13 protein-coding genes are annotated in these 15274 nt (G+C 41.5%); 3 read left to right on the forward strand and 10 right to left on the reverse strand.

What is annotated here, in order from left to right:
• Positions 1–68: 68 nt before the first annotated feature.
• The 7 genes from rrp4 to MSKOL_RS05955 all read right to left on the reverse strand — a co-directional run bounded on the left by rrp4 (position 69) and on the right by MSKOL_RS05955 (position 5441).
• Positions 69–851, reverse strand: coding sequence for an exosome complex RNA-binding protein Rrp4 (gene rrp4 / locus MSKOL_RS05925; protein ID WP_048154333.1), 783 nt, complete (start codon positions 849–851; stop codon positions 69–71).
• An 11-nt stretch (positions 852–862) separates the two neighbouring features.
• On the reverse strand, positions 863–1555 hold the full coding sequence (locus MSKOL_RS05930; RefSeq protein WP_048119336.1) for a ribosome assembly factor SBDS: 693 nt from the start codon (positions 1553–1555) through the stop codon (positions 863–865).
• A gap of 78 nt (positions 1556–1633) precedes the next feature.
• The gene (psmA, locus tag MSKOL_RS05935) at positions 1634–2383 is read right to left on the reverse strand and encodes an archaeal proteasome endopeptidase complex subunit alpha (protein ID WP_048119339.1); all 750 of its coding nucleotides are present in this window, start codon (positions 2381–2383) and stop codon (positions 1634–1636) included.
• A 947-nt stretch (positions 2384–3330) separates the two neighbouring features.
• A complete protein-coding gene (locus MSKOL_RS05940) occupies positions 3331–3702 on the reverse strand; it encodes an Rpp14/Pop5 family protein (RefSeq protein ID WP_048154336.1) in 372 nt (123 codons plus the stop codon).
• Positions 3699–4418 carry a ribonuclease P protein component 3 gene (rnp3, locus tag MSKOL_RS05945; protein ID WP_048154339.1) on the reverse strand — a complete coding sequence of 240 codons (720 nt, stop codon included), beginning with the start codon at positions 4416–4418 and terminating at the stop codon, positions 3699–3701. The genes MSKOL_RS05940 and rnp3 overlap by 4 nt, the downstream gene beginning before the upstream one ends.
• Positions 4411–4854, reverse strand: coding sequence for an RNA-binding protein (locus tag MSKOL_RS05950; RefSeq protein WP_048119347.1), 444 nt, complete (start codon positions 4852–4854; stop codon positions 4411–4413). The genes rnp3 and MSKOL_RS05950 overlap by 8 nt, the downstream gene beginning before the upstream one ends.
• Positions 4851–5441, reverse strand: a complete 591-nt coding sequence (locus MSKOL_RS05955; RefSeq protein WP_197078844.1) for a 50S ribosomal protein L15e — start codon at positions 5439–5441, stop codon at positions 4851–4853. Before MSKOL_RS05955 ends, MSKOL_RS05950 begins: the two co-directional genes overlap by 4 nt.
• Before the next feature lie 805 nt (positions 5442–6246).
• On the opposite strand from MSKOL_RS05955, the gene MSKOL_RS05960 reads away from it, so the two are divergent.
• The 3 genes from MSKOL_RS05960 to MSKOL_RS05970 all read left to right on the forward strand — a co-directional run bounded on the left by MSKOL_RS05960 (position 6247) and on the right by MSKOL_RS05970 (position 10371).
• A complete protein-coding gene (locus MSKOL_RS05960; protein WP_048154342.1) occupies positions 6247–8427 on the forward strand; it encodes a PAS domain S-box protein in 2181 nt (726 codons plus the stop codon).
• 210 nt (positions 8428–8637) lie between these two features.
• Complete coding sequence (gene hacA, locus MSKOL_RS05965) at positions 8638–9870, forward strand: homoaconitase large subunit (protein WP_255351994.1); 1233 nt, start codon at positions 8638–8640, stop codon at positions 9868–9870.
• A 321-nt stretch (positions 9871–10191) separates the two neighbouring features.
• Positions 10192–10371: a hypothetical protein gene (locus tag MSKOL_RS05970; RefSeq protein WP_048119360.1), complete on the forward strand. Its 180-nt coding sequence runs from the start codon at positions 10192–10194 to the stop codon at positions 10369–10371.
• Between the two features lie 268 nt (positions 10372–10639).
• Here the strand turns inward: MSKOL_RS05970 and MSKOL_RS05975 are convergent, their stop codons facing one another.
• The 3 genes from MSKOL_RS05975 to MSKOL_RS05985 all read right to left on the reverse strand — a co-directional run bounded on the left by MSKOL_RS05975 (position 10640) and on the right by MSKOL_RS05985 (position 15221).
• Entirely contained in the window at positions 10640–11638 is a 999-nt protein-coding gene (locus MSKOL_RS05975) for a hypothetical protein (RefSeq protein WP_197078845.1), read from the reverse strand.
• 206 nt (positions 11639–11844) lie between these two features.
• The gene (gene flaJ / locus MSKOL_RS05980; protein WP_231592477.1) at positions 11845–13410 is read right to left on the reverse strand and encodes an archaellar assembly protein FlaJ; all 1566 of its coding nucleotides are present in this window, start codon (positions 13408–13410) and stop codon (positions 11845–11847) included.
• Positions 13407–15221 carry a type II/IV secretion system ATPase subunit gene (locus MSKOL_RS05985; protein WP_052725360.1) on the reverse strand — a complete coding sequence of 605 codons (1815 nt, stop codon included), beginning with the start codon at positions 15219–15221 and terminating at the stop codon, positions 13407–13409. Before MSKOL_RS05985 ends, flaJ begins: the two co-directional genes overlap by 4 nt.
• Positions 15222–15274 lie beyond the last annotated feature (53 nt).

Here is a 15274-nt window from a genome sequence, read left to right on the forward strand (position 1 = left end):
ATCTCCAAAAAACTCCTAACAACTACTTTACAGAAGCTTCCCTAAAATCTCTCATGCCTATCCAGAACTCAGTTATTTGGATCCAGCAACACATCGATCTTCCTGTAAATCTCTTCGGAATGATCTTCTTTTGGCAACTTTATCTCTTTCTTACCGCTTTTAAAAAACTTGGCGGGCTTTGATTCTTTCTGCTTGCTCCGCTCATTTTTCAAAAAGTTATAGATCCTATCCGTCAATCCGGAACGTTGGGCTTCGGCTTCGATCTTCCGGAGAGCCTTACTTAAAAGCTCTACATCGTCATCCTTTCCATCAATCCATATTCTGCCGTTCTGGCCAACGAAAATGCTGCAGTTTGTTTCTTTCTTCAGCATTGAGATCATGGAACCACCGTGCCCTATCACACGTGGGACTTTCACAGGCTCAACTTCGACGATCTGGCCTGATTTTAGTTTATGGAAGCTTGAATCTCTAAGGGCAAGCTCAACTTTCATGGAATTGTCTACATCTTTTACTCTAAGGATTATAGAGTCACCTACATCCAGAACTTCATGCATCTCCCGGGATTCTATTCTTCTGGGATACTCGGACACATGGAACAGACCGTCATAAGGAGAAGCAATGTCCATTATCCAGTTGGATGGCGTAACCACAATAACGATCCCGATCACCACATCATTTGCGGAAGGGATATAAACTCCCGCAAGAGGGATCACTCCAACTTTATCTTCTTTGAGATTTTCAATACCACAAAATAAAGAATAGATTTTGTCGTTCTTGACATAAGTCCCGTATCCGGCTTTTTTCGAATTCTCGGATATCAGGTCACCAGGGATCACTATTTTTTTATCCATCCAACATCCTCTTATAAAAGTTTAGTTTGAGCCTCTCCCTTCGTAAGATGATTTATAAGAGCGTAAAAATCAGTTTGGACTCCTGCCGGAATTCTTACCACTGCAATCCAGGAGCCGTCACGCTGCCATTCTTCTTTCGTAATGTTTCCTATCTTAGAAATATCTCCGTATGCTTTGGGAGCATATTCGGGAGGGATTTTCACAGCAACATTGACCTCTTCAAAGCGTATAGGTATAAGCGGGCGAATGGCTTTCATTGTGATGTTGACCAGCTGATCCACGCTTTTTAAGGGGTCTATATGCACCTTTGCCTCCTCCATCGCTTTTTCGATCCGTGCGGGAGGATGAGGTGCTTTTGTCTGGGGGTTTATTGCATTCCTGGAAATGGTATAAATAACTTTTTTCTTTTTTTCCTCAAGCATGCGTTTTCTCTGTTCAGCAGTGAGCTGAAGCTCCCCGCTTTTCAGGATCACGGCAGCAATCTGGAAGGGATCCGTTGTCTCAAAAGCATTGAGAATATCGGACTCTGCTGCTCGGTCCCCTCGGTTTGCGTCTTCGAAGATAGTTTCAACCGCCAGAATGTCTTCAAGGCTTACGTCTTCTCCTCGCTTATAGGCCAGAGCTCCTTCGGGCTCGACCAGGACTTCGAAGTGTTTGCTGCCTCTTTTAAGCCGCGCAGTCACTGCCTCGTCCAGGGACACCATTTTCAAATACCTTCTCCAAAATATAATTTTGAGAATCCGAAGATTCTCTGAGTACTCAATCTCAACTATATATAGATTTTATTCTTTGTTCTCAGTTTCCTTGTGTTTTGCAAGGATCTGCTGAACATAATTCTCAACTTCTTCAGGAACTAATTTCCTGAATTTCTTGTCCTGAAGCGACACAATACCTACCTCAAGGGTAGATGCATCGAACTTGCCTTCGGCAGCTCTATAGAGTGCATCCATACCTAGAAGGATGGCCGCATCAATATTCATGTCTTGCCTGTACTCTGCTTCAAAGACCTCAACGACTGCATTTCTGCCTGCGCCTATAGCTGTCGCCTTGTATTCCAGAAGAGCACCGCTCGGGTCAGTCTCAAAGAGCCTTGGCAGGTTGTCATCCACACCTGCAATCAGAAGTGCAGTCCCATATGGGCGAACTCCACCGTATTGGGTGTAGGTTTGCTTGTGGTCGCAGATTTTCTTGGAGATAACCTCCACACCTATGGGTTCATCATAAGAAACCCTGTTAACCTGCGCTTCTACACGAGCTCTGTCAACAAGGGAGCGGGCGTCTGCCACAAGCCCTGAGGTCGCAGCTCCTATGTGGTCGTCAATCTGAAAAATCTTTTCGATTGATTCGGCTTCTACAAGCCTGCTGGTTATTCGCTTGTCAACGAGCAGCACTACCCCGTCAGCTGCCTTGATCCCCACGGCTGTTGTTCCCCTCTTGACCGCTTCGCGGGCATATTCTACCTGAAAAAGTCTTCCATCAGGGCTGAAAACCGTAATTGCCCTGTCATAGCCCATCTGTGGTGCCATCTGCATATTCCGTATCTCCCTTAATTTTTATTGTATATTGTTATTATCTTCCCGGCAAGAAACCGGTCTTTTTTCCTTTAAGGATCTCTGTCCGCAGGCTCGTAGCTAAATCACCGCCCTCCCCAAAAAGGCTTTGGTCAGTGATTGTGAACTGCTGCGAGGATATCCGAAAATTCAGGAGCTTTAAGTCCCCGACCCAGCATTCAGGTAAGGAAACCGACTTTTGATTTCCTATAACGTATTTCTTCCTTATTAGAGTTTTTTACCTTTTATTCGGAACTTCCAATCCTGAAATACTTTTTTCGGACGAAAACTGCGGGAAATTCCCCAGTTACAGGGAATTCAAAGGCACTTCTACCCTGCAAAACTTCTACCATACAAAGTACGTTTTCCAGAATCTGGGTTCGCGCACTTCAGGAGCCTTTTTAATGGTTTTTAAGGTCCAGTTTCAATGTTAACTAAGTCTGCTAATAAAGTGTATTTACTCAGTTATAATGCTTGTGAGACCCGAAATTTTCTGTTGCTTAGAGTCGTATTTTGAGCCCTCTATAAAAGGGTTTTTGCTTCCACCGCTTCATTCTATACAGGGTTTCAATCTACGTTCCAATCAGACTCGTAATTGTATGAATTTTCTTCGGACCAGTTATTTTTTTGTCATATCAATGAACGTTATATTTGTTACGCTAATATACTCATTAATATACTCATTCATCATAGTATATATCAGACAGCGTCCTGATAGTTTATTATAATAGTTTCCTTAAAGCCTCAAAGCCGAAGATTTTCAACCCTGGCACAAAGCCATTAATCGGAAAAGCTGCTTGATTTACTTTCCCTAATCCTGAAAATTTGAAGCTCTCAAATCACCGGGCGTTAACATTCTCCAATTCTAAGTTCAGTTTTTCTGAGCCCTGCAGTTTAGCTTTCCAGAATCTTGCCCAGGTCATTATTCTTCAGATGTTTTGGATTTTCCTGATTTCTGGCTCAAAGGTCGTATTCTGAAGAAATTTCTCGGTTGCCCTTTTAATCGTGCCTGAAGTTCCAAGTATATGCACAGTTGCCCTTTTTCCATTGACCCGTGTGAGAGTTGCCAGGGATGCTCTCGTTTCTTTTACTTTCGTATGAGAGCACTGGATAATACCTTTAGATTCTTCAAAACCGAGCACTTTGATATCACATTCACTTGCAGTAACGTCTCCAAGCAAGGAAGACGCCGAGGACATGACCTCTTTGACCAGGTCACTTCTGCTGACTGGCACTTCGGAAATCAGCTCAAAGGCCAGATAGCGTTTTTTCGTACGAAGCGAAGGAAGAAGGCGTTTCAACAGTAATCTCCCTCCTCAAGCACCTCAATACCTTCTCTAATATAGCCGGGACCAGGGCGGTTCCTTGAGATTATTCTTTCAGGCACAACAGTAATGGCTTCAAGGGCTTCTTCTTCTTCAAGCCCGCAGACTTCAGCCAGAGCAAGGGTCTCCATGGGAGAGCGAAGGTCAAAACAGGACATAGCACCACTTGAAAGAACAAGGGAAACATCGTACTTTCTGGCAAGGTCAAGGTTTGCTCTTAAATCCGATAACAAACGAACGCGCCTTGGCCCTCTTGAATGAAGGAGGGGCCTTATTGTCAGGCCGATTGCGACATCGTTTTCAGCTGCGGCCTTTGCAAGCACCTGGTTTAACCCACTGCTTTTAGCAAAAGCCGGGTGGTTCAGGATATCTACTCTCGGGTTTTCCAGAGCAGCCCTGTTGACGTTTTCTGAACCTCCGTGCACTATCAGGACATCCACGGACTTCCTGAATTTTCCAATAAGCCCGTGAAGTTTCGAGGGATTTTCCTCCACAAGCTCTATTCCCTTGAAAACCTCAAATCCGTTAGTAAAGGGCAATACAGGTTGTGATTGAGGAAGTTTATCAGAATGGTTTGCAAGCGCAATCCCGCTGTACCCTAAATGCCGGGCAAAAGCAGAAAGTTGCTCAACAGTATTTTCTCCATCAGGCACTGCATGAACGCAAAAGTCATAGAATTTAGGTTTACCCAAACAACTCCTCCACAATAGCTCCGGCTTTTTCCCGGTTTTTCGGATAAGTCTCGATCTTGACTTTTGCAGTGATCGCATCCGAGGAATCAGTCAGCCTCACCTGCTGTAAGTATGCAGCCTGCTTGTCAAAGCGGAGATGGAAGACCTGATCGTCGTCCAGCCTCTCGGGCATTTCTTCCCTCAGCTTTGCTACGTCTTCTTCGGAAAAGTTCTCTCGTACGAAGCGGGCAAAACTAAGACAGTCTGCCTTTCTTTTGAGCTGTACGCTCAGGATAGTAATGGGATTTCCATGATGCCCTTCGGCCTGGAGCTCTTCAATCAGTTTGCTTCCTTCCCGGACGCCGGCACCGGATAAAAAAAAGTCCAGAGCCGCACGGACTCTGGATACGTCTTCGGTTGCGTGGGCGATCACACGCAGTATTATGTGATGAATCACTTGCCTCGACTCTGGTTTGCACGGATACTCGGTCTGGTCTTTTCAGTACCTTTTCCGCGTGTAGACATGCCTCTGCCCTTCCGGCCGGCACTGGTCTTACCCCTTGCGGCCCTGTCTCTGACGGAAGGATCGCATACCCAGTTAAGGCTCTTATCGCTCTTTATTACTGGGTGGAAGGGGTCTACAAGAATAACTTCAAACCACTTGTTCTTTCCGTCCTCCCCTACCCAGTAGGAGTTCAGGACTTCAAGGTTCGGGTATTTGCGGTCTGCACGGGCTTCGGCAATTCTCTGAATGCTCATGCCGCCTGTGATCTTGTTTACTCCCATTCTCTGAGTTCTTCTACCTCGGTTGAACCTAGTTTTACCAAGCCCTCCGCGGCGTACTTTTACTCTAGCGACGACAATGCCTTGCTTGGCTTTGTATCCAAGGGAGCGTGCCCTGTCGATTCGAGTTGGTCTTTCTATTCTGGTCACAGATCCCTGCTTTCTCCATACCTGCATGCGCTCCCAGCGGAGGTCATTCACGTAAGTTTCATCAGGGTTTTTCCATGCATCACGTACATATGTATAAAATGATTTTACCAATTTAAACACCAGGTTTCACTTTTGTTTCACGGTTCAGCCCTGCCTGCAGGACCACATTCCAACGGGACCGAATCCCGAAAATGAAACATGCGATAAACTGAACCATTTGATTTAAAGCTTTGCCCGTACAAAGCTCGATTAAGTGAAAAATCCACAAAAAAGAGAAAAATCCACAAAAAAGAGAAAAATCCACAAAAAAGAACGAAATCCACAAAAAAGAACGAAATCCACAAAATAGAGGAAAGAGGGGACATATAGGATCCTCTTCAAATTGTATGGATAAAAGTAAATTTCATGTATTTGCTGGAAATATAGAAATTTAAAAACATAATCAAGTCTGAAAACAACATCAAGCGATGCATCAAACTTTATAACTGTATGATAAAATGGTTATATATTTTTCGGGTTGGAAAATTATCCATTGAATTTGAAGAGGATACAAAAACATAAATTATGGTGAATATAATATAATTACTAAAGTTCCTGGGGAAGTAGGAAAGTAAGAGAATTCGATAAAACTCTCCAATTCATATATTCCTTACAAAATTGGGAGTTAAGGTTGAAAATTCTCTATTGAATTTGAAGAGATACGATTCTTGTAGAAATGAGAGAAATATCGAGACAGGAAATTACCCAATTGTAGAAATAAAAATGGTTTTGATACAATCTGTCATCAAAGTCGAGTTAAATCTATTATATTCAAATAATATTATATATTTATATAGTTGCAGTAGAAACACTTTAACGTTAATGAATCATCGACAGTAGGCATATTGCCTTCCTAGAGAGGAGCCTGAAGGGGCATATGAAACCAAAAACTGAAAAACTTCTAGCAAATAATCCGAATCCTGTGCTTAGTGTCGATAAGGATGGTACTATTCTTTACTCAAATGAAGCTAGTGAACCCTTATTGCAGGAGTGGGGCACGAAAATAGGAGAAAAACTGCCGTCTTCTATCGAAGATTTAGTGCTAAAAACAGTTTTCAGGAATAGTCCGGAAACAAAGGAAGTTAGAGTGGGAAAAAGAGTATACCTGATCAATTTTTACCCTTTCCCGGAAGAAGGGTGTGTCAACGTTTATGGATTTGATATAAGTAACCGTGCGGGCCTTGAAGAAAAACTGTGGGAATGTGAGGAAAAGTACCGCAGCATCGTAGAGACAGCAAACGAGGGTGTCTGGATTACCGACACTGAAGCAGTTACTACTTTTGTGAATCAAAAAATGGCAGAAATGCTCGGGTACACAACGGAAGAAATGATCGGGAAATCAGCCTTTGACTTTATCTATAAAGATGACATGGAAAATTTGCTTATCAGGATAAAATCCTTACAGACAGGCAGCAAAGAAAAAGGGTACGAAATGAAGTTCTGCCGCAAGGATGGCGGTATTGTCTGGTCGTTTGTGAGCTCTACGCCTCTTCTTGACGCAGAGGAAAAACATATCGGTAATATGAATATGCATTCTGATATTACCCAGCGCAAGAAAGCTGAAGAAGAGCTTAAAAGAACAAATGAGAAACTGGAGAAGTGGAACCAGGAAACAATAAACGAACGCCAACGTCTTTATAACGTGCTGGATACGCTGCCGGCAATGATAATCCTATTAACGTCTGACTATCATATCGCCTTTGCCAACCGCAGGTTCCGTAAAAGGTTCGGGGACCCAGGTGGCCGGCATTGCTATGAATATTATTTTGGATTCACCCAGCCGTGTGAATTCTGCGAATCACATAAAGTACTTGAAACCGGTCAACCTCATCATTGGGAGGTAAGCGGGCCGGATGGAAGCTTTTATGATGCCTATAATTTGCCGTTCACTGACGTTGACGGTTCTCCCATGATCCTTGAGATGGACATTGATGTCACCGAGCAAAAAAAAGCAGAAGAAAGACTTCAAGAAAGTGAGGAGAGATACCGCAACATTGTAGAGACAGCAAACGAAGGCATAAGCATAATTGATGCTGAAGAGAGAATTACTTTCGTCAATAAGCAGATTGAAGATATGTTTGGTTACAGTTCAGAAGAACTCGTTGGCAGGCCTATGTGGGACTTTCTCAGTGATGAAAGTAAGGTTACTATCAAACATACTTTAAAAAAAGGATGGGAAAACGTCAATGAGAGTCTTGAAATTCAATTTATGCGTAAAGATGGCTCAGTTATATGGACTCATACAAATTCCAAATCTATTTTTGATAAAGATGGCAAGTTTTTAGGAACTCTGAACCTTCATACTGACATCACCAAGCGAAAGGAAGTTGAAGAAGCTCTCAAAAACTTTGAGATTGCTCGTAAGAAGGAAATCCATCATAGAATCAAGAATAACCTTCAGGTAATCTCATCATTACTGGACCTTCAAGCTGAAAAGTTCAGAAATCGAAAGAATATCAATGAATCGGAAGTCCTGGAAGCCTTCAGGGAGAGCCAGGACCGAGTGATATCAATGGCCCTTATCCATGAAGAACTGTATAGAGGTGAAGAGCTCGATAAACTTAACTTTTCGCTATACATTAAGGAACTCGCTGACGCTCTTTTCTCGACTTACAGACTTGGTAATTTTGATGTCAGCTTAAGTATGGACCTGGAAGAAAATATATTACTTGACATGGACACAGCAGTTCCGTTAGGAATAATTGTCAATGAGCTTGTTTCCAATTCTCTTAAATACGCATTTCTCAACAGGGACAAAGGAGAAATCCAAATCAAGTTTCATAAAGATAATAACAGAGAAAATAGAAGCAACATAGAAGAAAGCAAAAGCGAAGAATATAAGACTACAAGTTTTATATTAACAATTTCCGATAACGGTGTGGGCATTTCTGAAGACCTTGATATCAAAGAACTTGATAGCCTGGGGCTTCAGCTTGTAATTTTCCTTGTCGACCAGCTAGATGGAAAACTTGAACTGAAAAAAGGAAATGGGACAGAGTTCATTATCAGGTTCACTGTAGTAGAAAAAAATAATCATCAGCATCAGCGCCACACTTAAATGAGTAAAGAGTAATTTATTTTGGCTTGTAGAAAACCTATCTAAACCAGCTTCAAGAGGCTGAAAAGATTTAATTTATATTTGTAATATTCGGATTCTATTCTTAATGTTAGATATTTACAGTTATTTCTTTATAGTGGTTCAGGAATCTGAATTTTTCATACTTCATTATCATTTGATTATCAAAAAGGAGACTTACTTTTGGGAACAATTAGTGAAAAAATTTTTTCCCGGGCAGCGGGAGCAGAGGCAAAAGCAAATGATTTTGTCCTTGCAGATATTGATTACGCAATGGCGCATGACGGCACCTCAGTACTTGCAGTTAATGCTTTTAAGGAAATGGAAATGGAGAAGGTCTGGGACCCCTCAAGGATTGTAATTCCTTTCGACCACATCGCGCCTGCAAATAATGAAACATCAGCTACTTTGCAAAAAGAAATAAGGGAATGGGTAAAGGAACAGGGGATTCCGAATTTTTATGAGCTTGGAGAAGGAATCTGTCATCAGGTACTCCCCGAAAATGGATTTGCACTGCCTGGAAAACTGGTTGTGGGCGCTGATTCGCATTCCTGCACCTATGGGGCTTTCGGGGCTTTTGCCACAGGCGTGGGAGCTACCGATATGGCTGAAATTTTTGCTACAGGTAAGCTCTGGTTTAAGGTGCCTGAGAGTTTCAGGTTCACGGTTGAAGGAAGGCTTGGAAAAGGGGTTTATGCAAAAGACCTGACCCTTTACCTTATAGGGAAGACTGGTATCGATGGTGCCACCTATAAGGCTGTAGAGTTTTACGGACAGGCTATCTCCGAATTATCGGTTTCCGGAAGAATGACCCTCTGCAATATGGCAATCGAAATGGGAGCAAAAACAGGGATTGTTCCACCTGACGAGAAAACCTTCGATTTCCTGAAAAATAGGGCAGTTGCTCCCTATGAGCCGGTTTATGCCGACAAGGACGCGGTCTATGTAAAAGAATCTGTCTTCTCTGCCGAGGATATTGAACCTCAGGTAGCCTGCCCGCATCAGGTTGACAATGTAAAACCTGTAGGAGATGTTGCAGGTACCCACGTAGACCAGGTTTTCATAGGGACGTGCACAAATGGCAGACTTGAAGACCTTGAGGTCGCAGCAGCAATTCTTAAAGGAAAAAAGGTTACAGTCAGGACTATTGTAATTCCTGCATCTCGCACGACTCTCCTTGCAGCAATTGAGAACGGAACAATGGAAACTCTGCTCAAAGCAGGCATCACGCTTGCAACCCCTGGATGTGGGCCCTGTCTTGGCGCCCACCAGGGAGTGCTCGGAGAGGGAGAAGTCTGCCTTTCAACCGCAAACCGAAACTTTAAGGGCAGGATGGGAAAAGGTGGTTTTATCTACCTTGCATCCCCTGCAACCGCAGCAGCCTCGGCACTGGCAGGAGAAATTACTGATCCAAGGACAGTTTGAATCTGAGTATTGAATGCCAAAGAATTCGATGTGAGCAGCCGGGCAGAATCGTTTGAAACCTGATACATAGTTCTCAGGATTTTAAACTATCCTGCTTATCAGATTATTTTCTACCTATTCCGGATTTTCTATCTATTCCTGATCTTCTATCTATTCCTGATCTTCTATCTATTATCTCTTAATATCTATTTTCTGTCTTTCCGAGGTATCTGTACAAAAATTCTAATTATATCCAGCGGGCATTTATACCATGAATCGTATATATTTTGGACAGGAGGGAAAACTATTACTGAAGAACTTAGTCACGATAACCTTTCACATTTGATTGAGCACTGGATCGAGCACAACGAAAGCCACATTGAAAGTTTCAAAGAATGGGCTCAGAGAGCCAAAAAAGATGGTTTTCTTGAAGCTTCCGAGGATATCCTTGAAGCTGCCAGTAAAATGGAGGAAGCAAATAAACATCTTAATAAAGCAAAAGAAGGACTTTTCCATAAGTGAAAAAAGCAAGAGCAAACTCTTAAGAACTTCCTTCTAAAGCTGTATCTTAAGAACTATTTCCTTCTAAAGCTGTATCTTAAGAACTGTTTCCTTCTAAAGCTGTATCTTAAGAACTATTCTTTAAGAGCTCTGTGGCAGGATTTTCGCGTGGCGGGATTTCTGTCACTATTTTTGAGTTTCCTGGCATAAAGGTGCTTTCAGGTGCCTTTATTTGTTTATTCCTTTGATTTGAAGAGTTACATGCTTATTTTTATATTTAATCAAACTTTCAGGGCCATGCTTCGGTAAGGATGCCTTTTACTTCCTTTAAATCTGCAATAAGTTCTGAAACACTTGATTCCCCAATATACTTCATGAAATTTTGCTCTTCCTCAGGGCACAGGTCTTCGCTTTCCAGCAACTCTTGAATCAGGTTATTTCCAAAAATGCCAGGAGCAGGGTTTTCACTTTCAGTTTTTCTCTTTTCAGGAATTTTATCTTCTTTATCATTATCTTCTAAAGCAAGTCTTTTATTTTCTCCGTTTTCATAATTTTCTAAATCAGCCTCGACAGTTTCTGGTTTGTCTGTATTTTCCAGAAAAGCAATTTCTTCAGCTTTTTTTCTCATATCATCGAAATCAGCTCTTTCATCGCCTTTCACATCATTTTTTTCGCTGGCAGAATCTGCTTCTTCTTTAACCCCTATCTCTGTTATATTGGCCTCTTCGATTTCAACGGTTTCTTTTGATTCAAGAGATTTATCGGAGCCTTCAACTTTTTTACCTGTTTGGCTATTTATCCTCTCTGAAATTCCGGCATATTCTTTTTGCAAAGAATCAGTTTCAACTTCAAGAGATCTGGATACTTCTTGATGCATATTTCTGCGAAGCGGCGGAAAGATTTCCTCTCTCCAGATAAACTCAGATATTTCTTCTCTTTTTTCGTCTTCGGTTTCTTGACGCTGATCAGTCCGGGACTCAAATTCTTTCTTTTCAATCCGGGATTCAAGTTCTTTCTTTTCAATTCGGGATTCCAATTCTTTCTTTTCAACCCAGGATTCAAGTTCTTTCTTTTCAATCTGGGATTCCAATTCTTTCTTTTCCCTAAACAGTTTCCTGATTTTGATTTCAACCTCCTTTTTACTTTTTATCAAATCCCCAAGTTCCATATCATCTTGGCTCCCAGGCTTAGATATCAAATGCTTCAATTCGTTAACTTTTAGAAATTTGAATCCATTGATTTTTAGATTTTTTAGCCCTTTAATTCTCAAGTTATTTAATGCATCCATTCTGTTACCTCCCACCAACCCTGAATTTTTCTTTTAGCTCTTTTAGTTCAAATTTACATTTAGTTCAAATTTATATTTAGTTCAAATTTATATTTAGTTCAAATTTATATTTAGTTCAAATTTATATTTAGTTCAAATTTACATTTAGTTCAAATTTATATTTAGTTCAAATTTATATTTAGTTCAAATCTACATTTTTCAATTTATCACATCTGAAATGTAAATACCCCTGATACAACTGGCGGGACAATGATCATGCATAGCCCGGAAATTCCTGACATCAAGCCTCCATAGAAAAAGAGCTTACAGTTTCCTCCACCCTCGACAATTTTTACTACAAGAGTATTTGAAATTGTTAGAATAAGCACCACGGAAAGGGTAAATGTGTAAAGCAACGGTATGCTTTCAGTAACATTGAACATGCTCATCCCCATTCCGGAAGCGCCTCCCTGAATCGAAGAATAAGACTCATTCATTCCAGAAACAAGCCCGCTAAATTTGGAAATTATCTCGATTATAAAGATTAGAAGCCCGATCATAACAACATGGAGAGTTATGGCAAGGCCGCGAAAACCGGAACTAACAAGCTGTCTTTTCATCCTGAGAAGTACAATAGAAAGACTTGAGGATGAGACTATTTCTCCTATTTCGGCAGGGTCTCCTCCAAGCTCAACTGCGTCCGTGAAGATCCTTGAGCATCGGTTGATCAGTTCGGAACCTGTTTCTCCTATGAATTTATCCCAGCAGAGCTTCGATTTAAGTCCCAGGGAAAGCCCTGCATGTAATTCTTCAACCCCAGGCCTGAGGCCGCCTATAGTTTCTTTATCAAGGTCCTCCATTGCACTTCTGATAGTAATTCCTGTTGTTCCTGCAAGGGTGCCCAGAGTCTTCACAAATGCAGGAAAACTACTATCCCTTTCATTGACATTTCGGTCGTCTATCATTGCAAAGAAACCTATCGGGAGCGTAAAGAAAGTTATTGCAAGCAAAATATACTGGAGATCTGTACCGATTAGAATGAGAACAACGACCGAAATTGCTCCCAGCGGAAGCAAAATCCGACTCAAAAACCTGATAATTTCCTGTTCCTTTGACCGCCTGCTCAGGGTATGAAGCTTTTTTTCAGCAGGAGCGGCTTTATATATGATAAAAAGCGCAATCCCACAGATAAAAACAGTTAGTAATACAACAAGAAAAGCAATCGTTCCTATATTTGTTATATTATAGATCATGACTGAAACAAGAATTATAGTAACAACAAGGGTTACGGACACCATCAGGGCAGTATATCCATCGGTCCATTTTTTCAGAGATTCGATACTTCTTTCATATTCATTGGAAAATATTTCTTCTCTTGTTAGTTTTTCTTGCTTCAGAAAGTTTTTTTCCGGTTCTCCAGACGAAAGAATATTTGACATTCGTCCAAAAAGTTTTGAAAGGTACTCGTCCTGCAATCGCTGAGAGATATATTTGCAGGCTTTTGCATATGCATAGCCCCATTTTGAGGCAAGGTTATGAATCTGCCTGAAATATTTTGAAGCTTCATACTCTTTCTGAGAGCCTGCATAATCGAAAATCCTGTCTCTTTCAATATCGGCCGTTGAAATCGCTGCCATATAAGTGAGAAGGAAGAGCATATCATCATTGACTCTTTCAACAACCTTTGTGTCCTTCAGTTGCCGTGCAAGATTAAAGTAGCCCTCAAACCCGTGCTGGTCAGCTTCTGCTTTCAGGTAAGCAAGTTTCTCCTCAGGTCTCATGATATTTCTCATGATATTAAACCAGCCTCCTCAATCTGGATCAAAGTATTGAAGAGATCGTAGAAGTTGGTAATTTTCGCCTGATGGATCTTCTTGAGAATTTTTCCTTTCTTTTCAAGTTCGGAATATATTTTTCGGACCTGGTTTTCCGGAATTCCCATACGTGGAGCAATTTTTTGCTCCAGCAAATATGAATTATTTTTTCCCGTAAATTTGAAAGTATCTGTTGCAGGGTCCCACTTAAATATGTCCATGAAATTGAAAGCCTGATTAAAGGAATCATAGCCTACGATTTCGTTTATGCTCAGGACTCTTCTTCCCATCCCTTTTCCAGGGATATTTACCGCGCTCTGGATGATAACCACATTCAGGTTATCTACATAGTTCTTGGGAACATTGATCGGGTCTCCTGTTAGCCTCTGAATGAGTTTTTCGACGGACGCGGCATGGAAAGTAGACATTACAGGGTGCCCTGTTTGCATAGCCTGAAAAGCAATGCTGCCTTCTACTCCACGGATTTCTCCGATTATAATCTCATTCGGGCGCTGGCGAAGGGCAGCTTTTAACAGGTCAAACATCGAGACATCAGACCCGCTATCCTCTCTTGTAGTCCTTGTAACCTCTCTGGTCCAGTTCTTGTGGGGAACCTGCAGTTCCGGCGTGTCTTCAATAGAAACTATTTTTGACTCCGGGGGGAGAAAAGTAGTTATTGCATTCATCATAGTGGTCTTTCCGGAAGCCGTTTCCCCCGAAATAAAGCAGTTCATCCCTGCCCTCAGCATCATCCACATATATGCAGCCATAATGTAGTCAATTGTCCCAAAGTCAATAAGCTCAAGAATAGAAATCGGAGTTCCCATAAATTTCCTTATGGTAAAATTGCTCCCCCTTCTGGATACATCTTCTCCGAACACAATGTTAATCCTTGACCCGTCCGGAAGAGCGGTATCAACTATAGGATCTCGATATGTGATTGGCTTTCCTACCTTCTCGGACATCTGTATTATAAAAGAGTTAAGTTCCTCAGTCTCCTGAAACGTAATTGCTGTTTTAAGGGACGAAAATACCTTATGCTCGACGAAAACCCTCCCAAGCCCACTGCAACTTATATCTTCTATATTTGAGTCCAGCAACAGAGGTTCGAGCATTCCCATTCCGATCTTGTCCCTTATCATAAGATATTTGATAGCTTGAAATTCTTCAGGAGTTACCCGGATGTTTTCCCATTTTTTCATTTTGAAGACTTTACCGGCTTCTTTTAAATTTCCAATCAATCCGAGCCTCAATTTGTCATTTTTCTCTCTCGTGACTGTTTTATTTCCCTCAAGACCTTTACTTTTTTTTTCTGCACTTTCGTTTACGTGTTCTTCTATAATGCAAACCTTTTCAAGGGCCCTTTCCAGAAGTTTTTTCTTTTCTTCCAGGTCCTTAGTATCAACATCCTCATCATGTATAACGTCGATAAGCAGCTTTTCTACAGCCTCAAGTGTGCTGTTCATATCCTGAAAAAGACAGGGTTCTATCGGGATATAGTAATTTCTTATGTCTTCTTTATCAGGATAAATGTGAACAGCAAGTCCCTTTCCAATAGGATAAATTAGGTTTGGGTGTCTGATACCTTTCATAGCTCTTGAGATCTTTAAATGGAACTCCGGGATTTCGACTTGTTCCAGAGGAAGTCGGCATATATAATCAAGAATGTGACTATTTTCTTCCCTGCCCACAAATTCCCGCAATTCTGAAGTAAGTCTCAAACGTACATCCTCTCTGGAGCGCTTTCCATTTACCGGTGCAGGCAACGGGTTAAAAGGTAGAGCGTCCATTTTAAGTCCTCATTCGAGCCTTCTTTCTTAAGAGCATTTTTTCCGGATGTTTT

Origin of the sequence: Methanosarcina sp. Kolksee (assembly GCF_000969945.1) — an archaeon.
GTDB classification, from domain to species: domain Archaea; phylum Halobacteriota; class Methanosarcinia; order Methanosarcinales; family Methanosarcinaceae; genus Methanosarcina; species Methanosarcina vacuolata.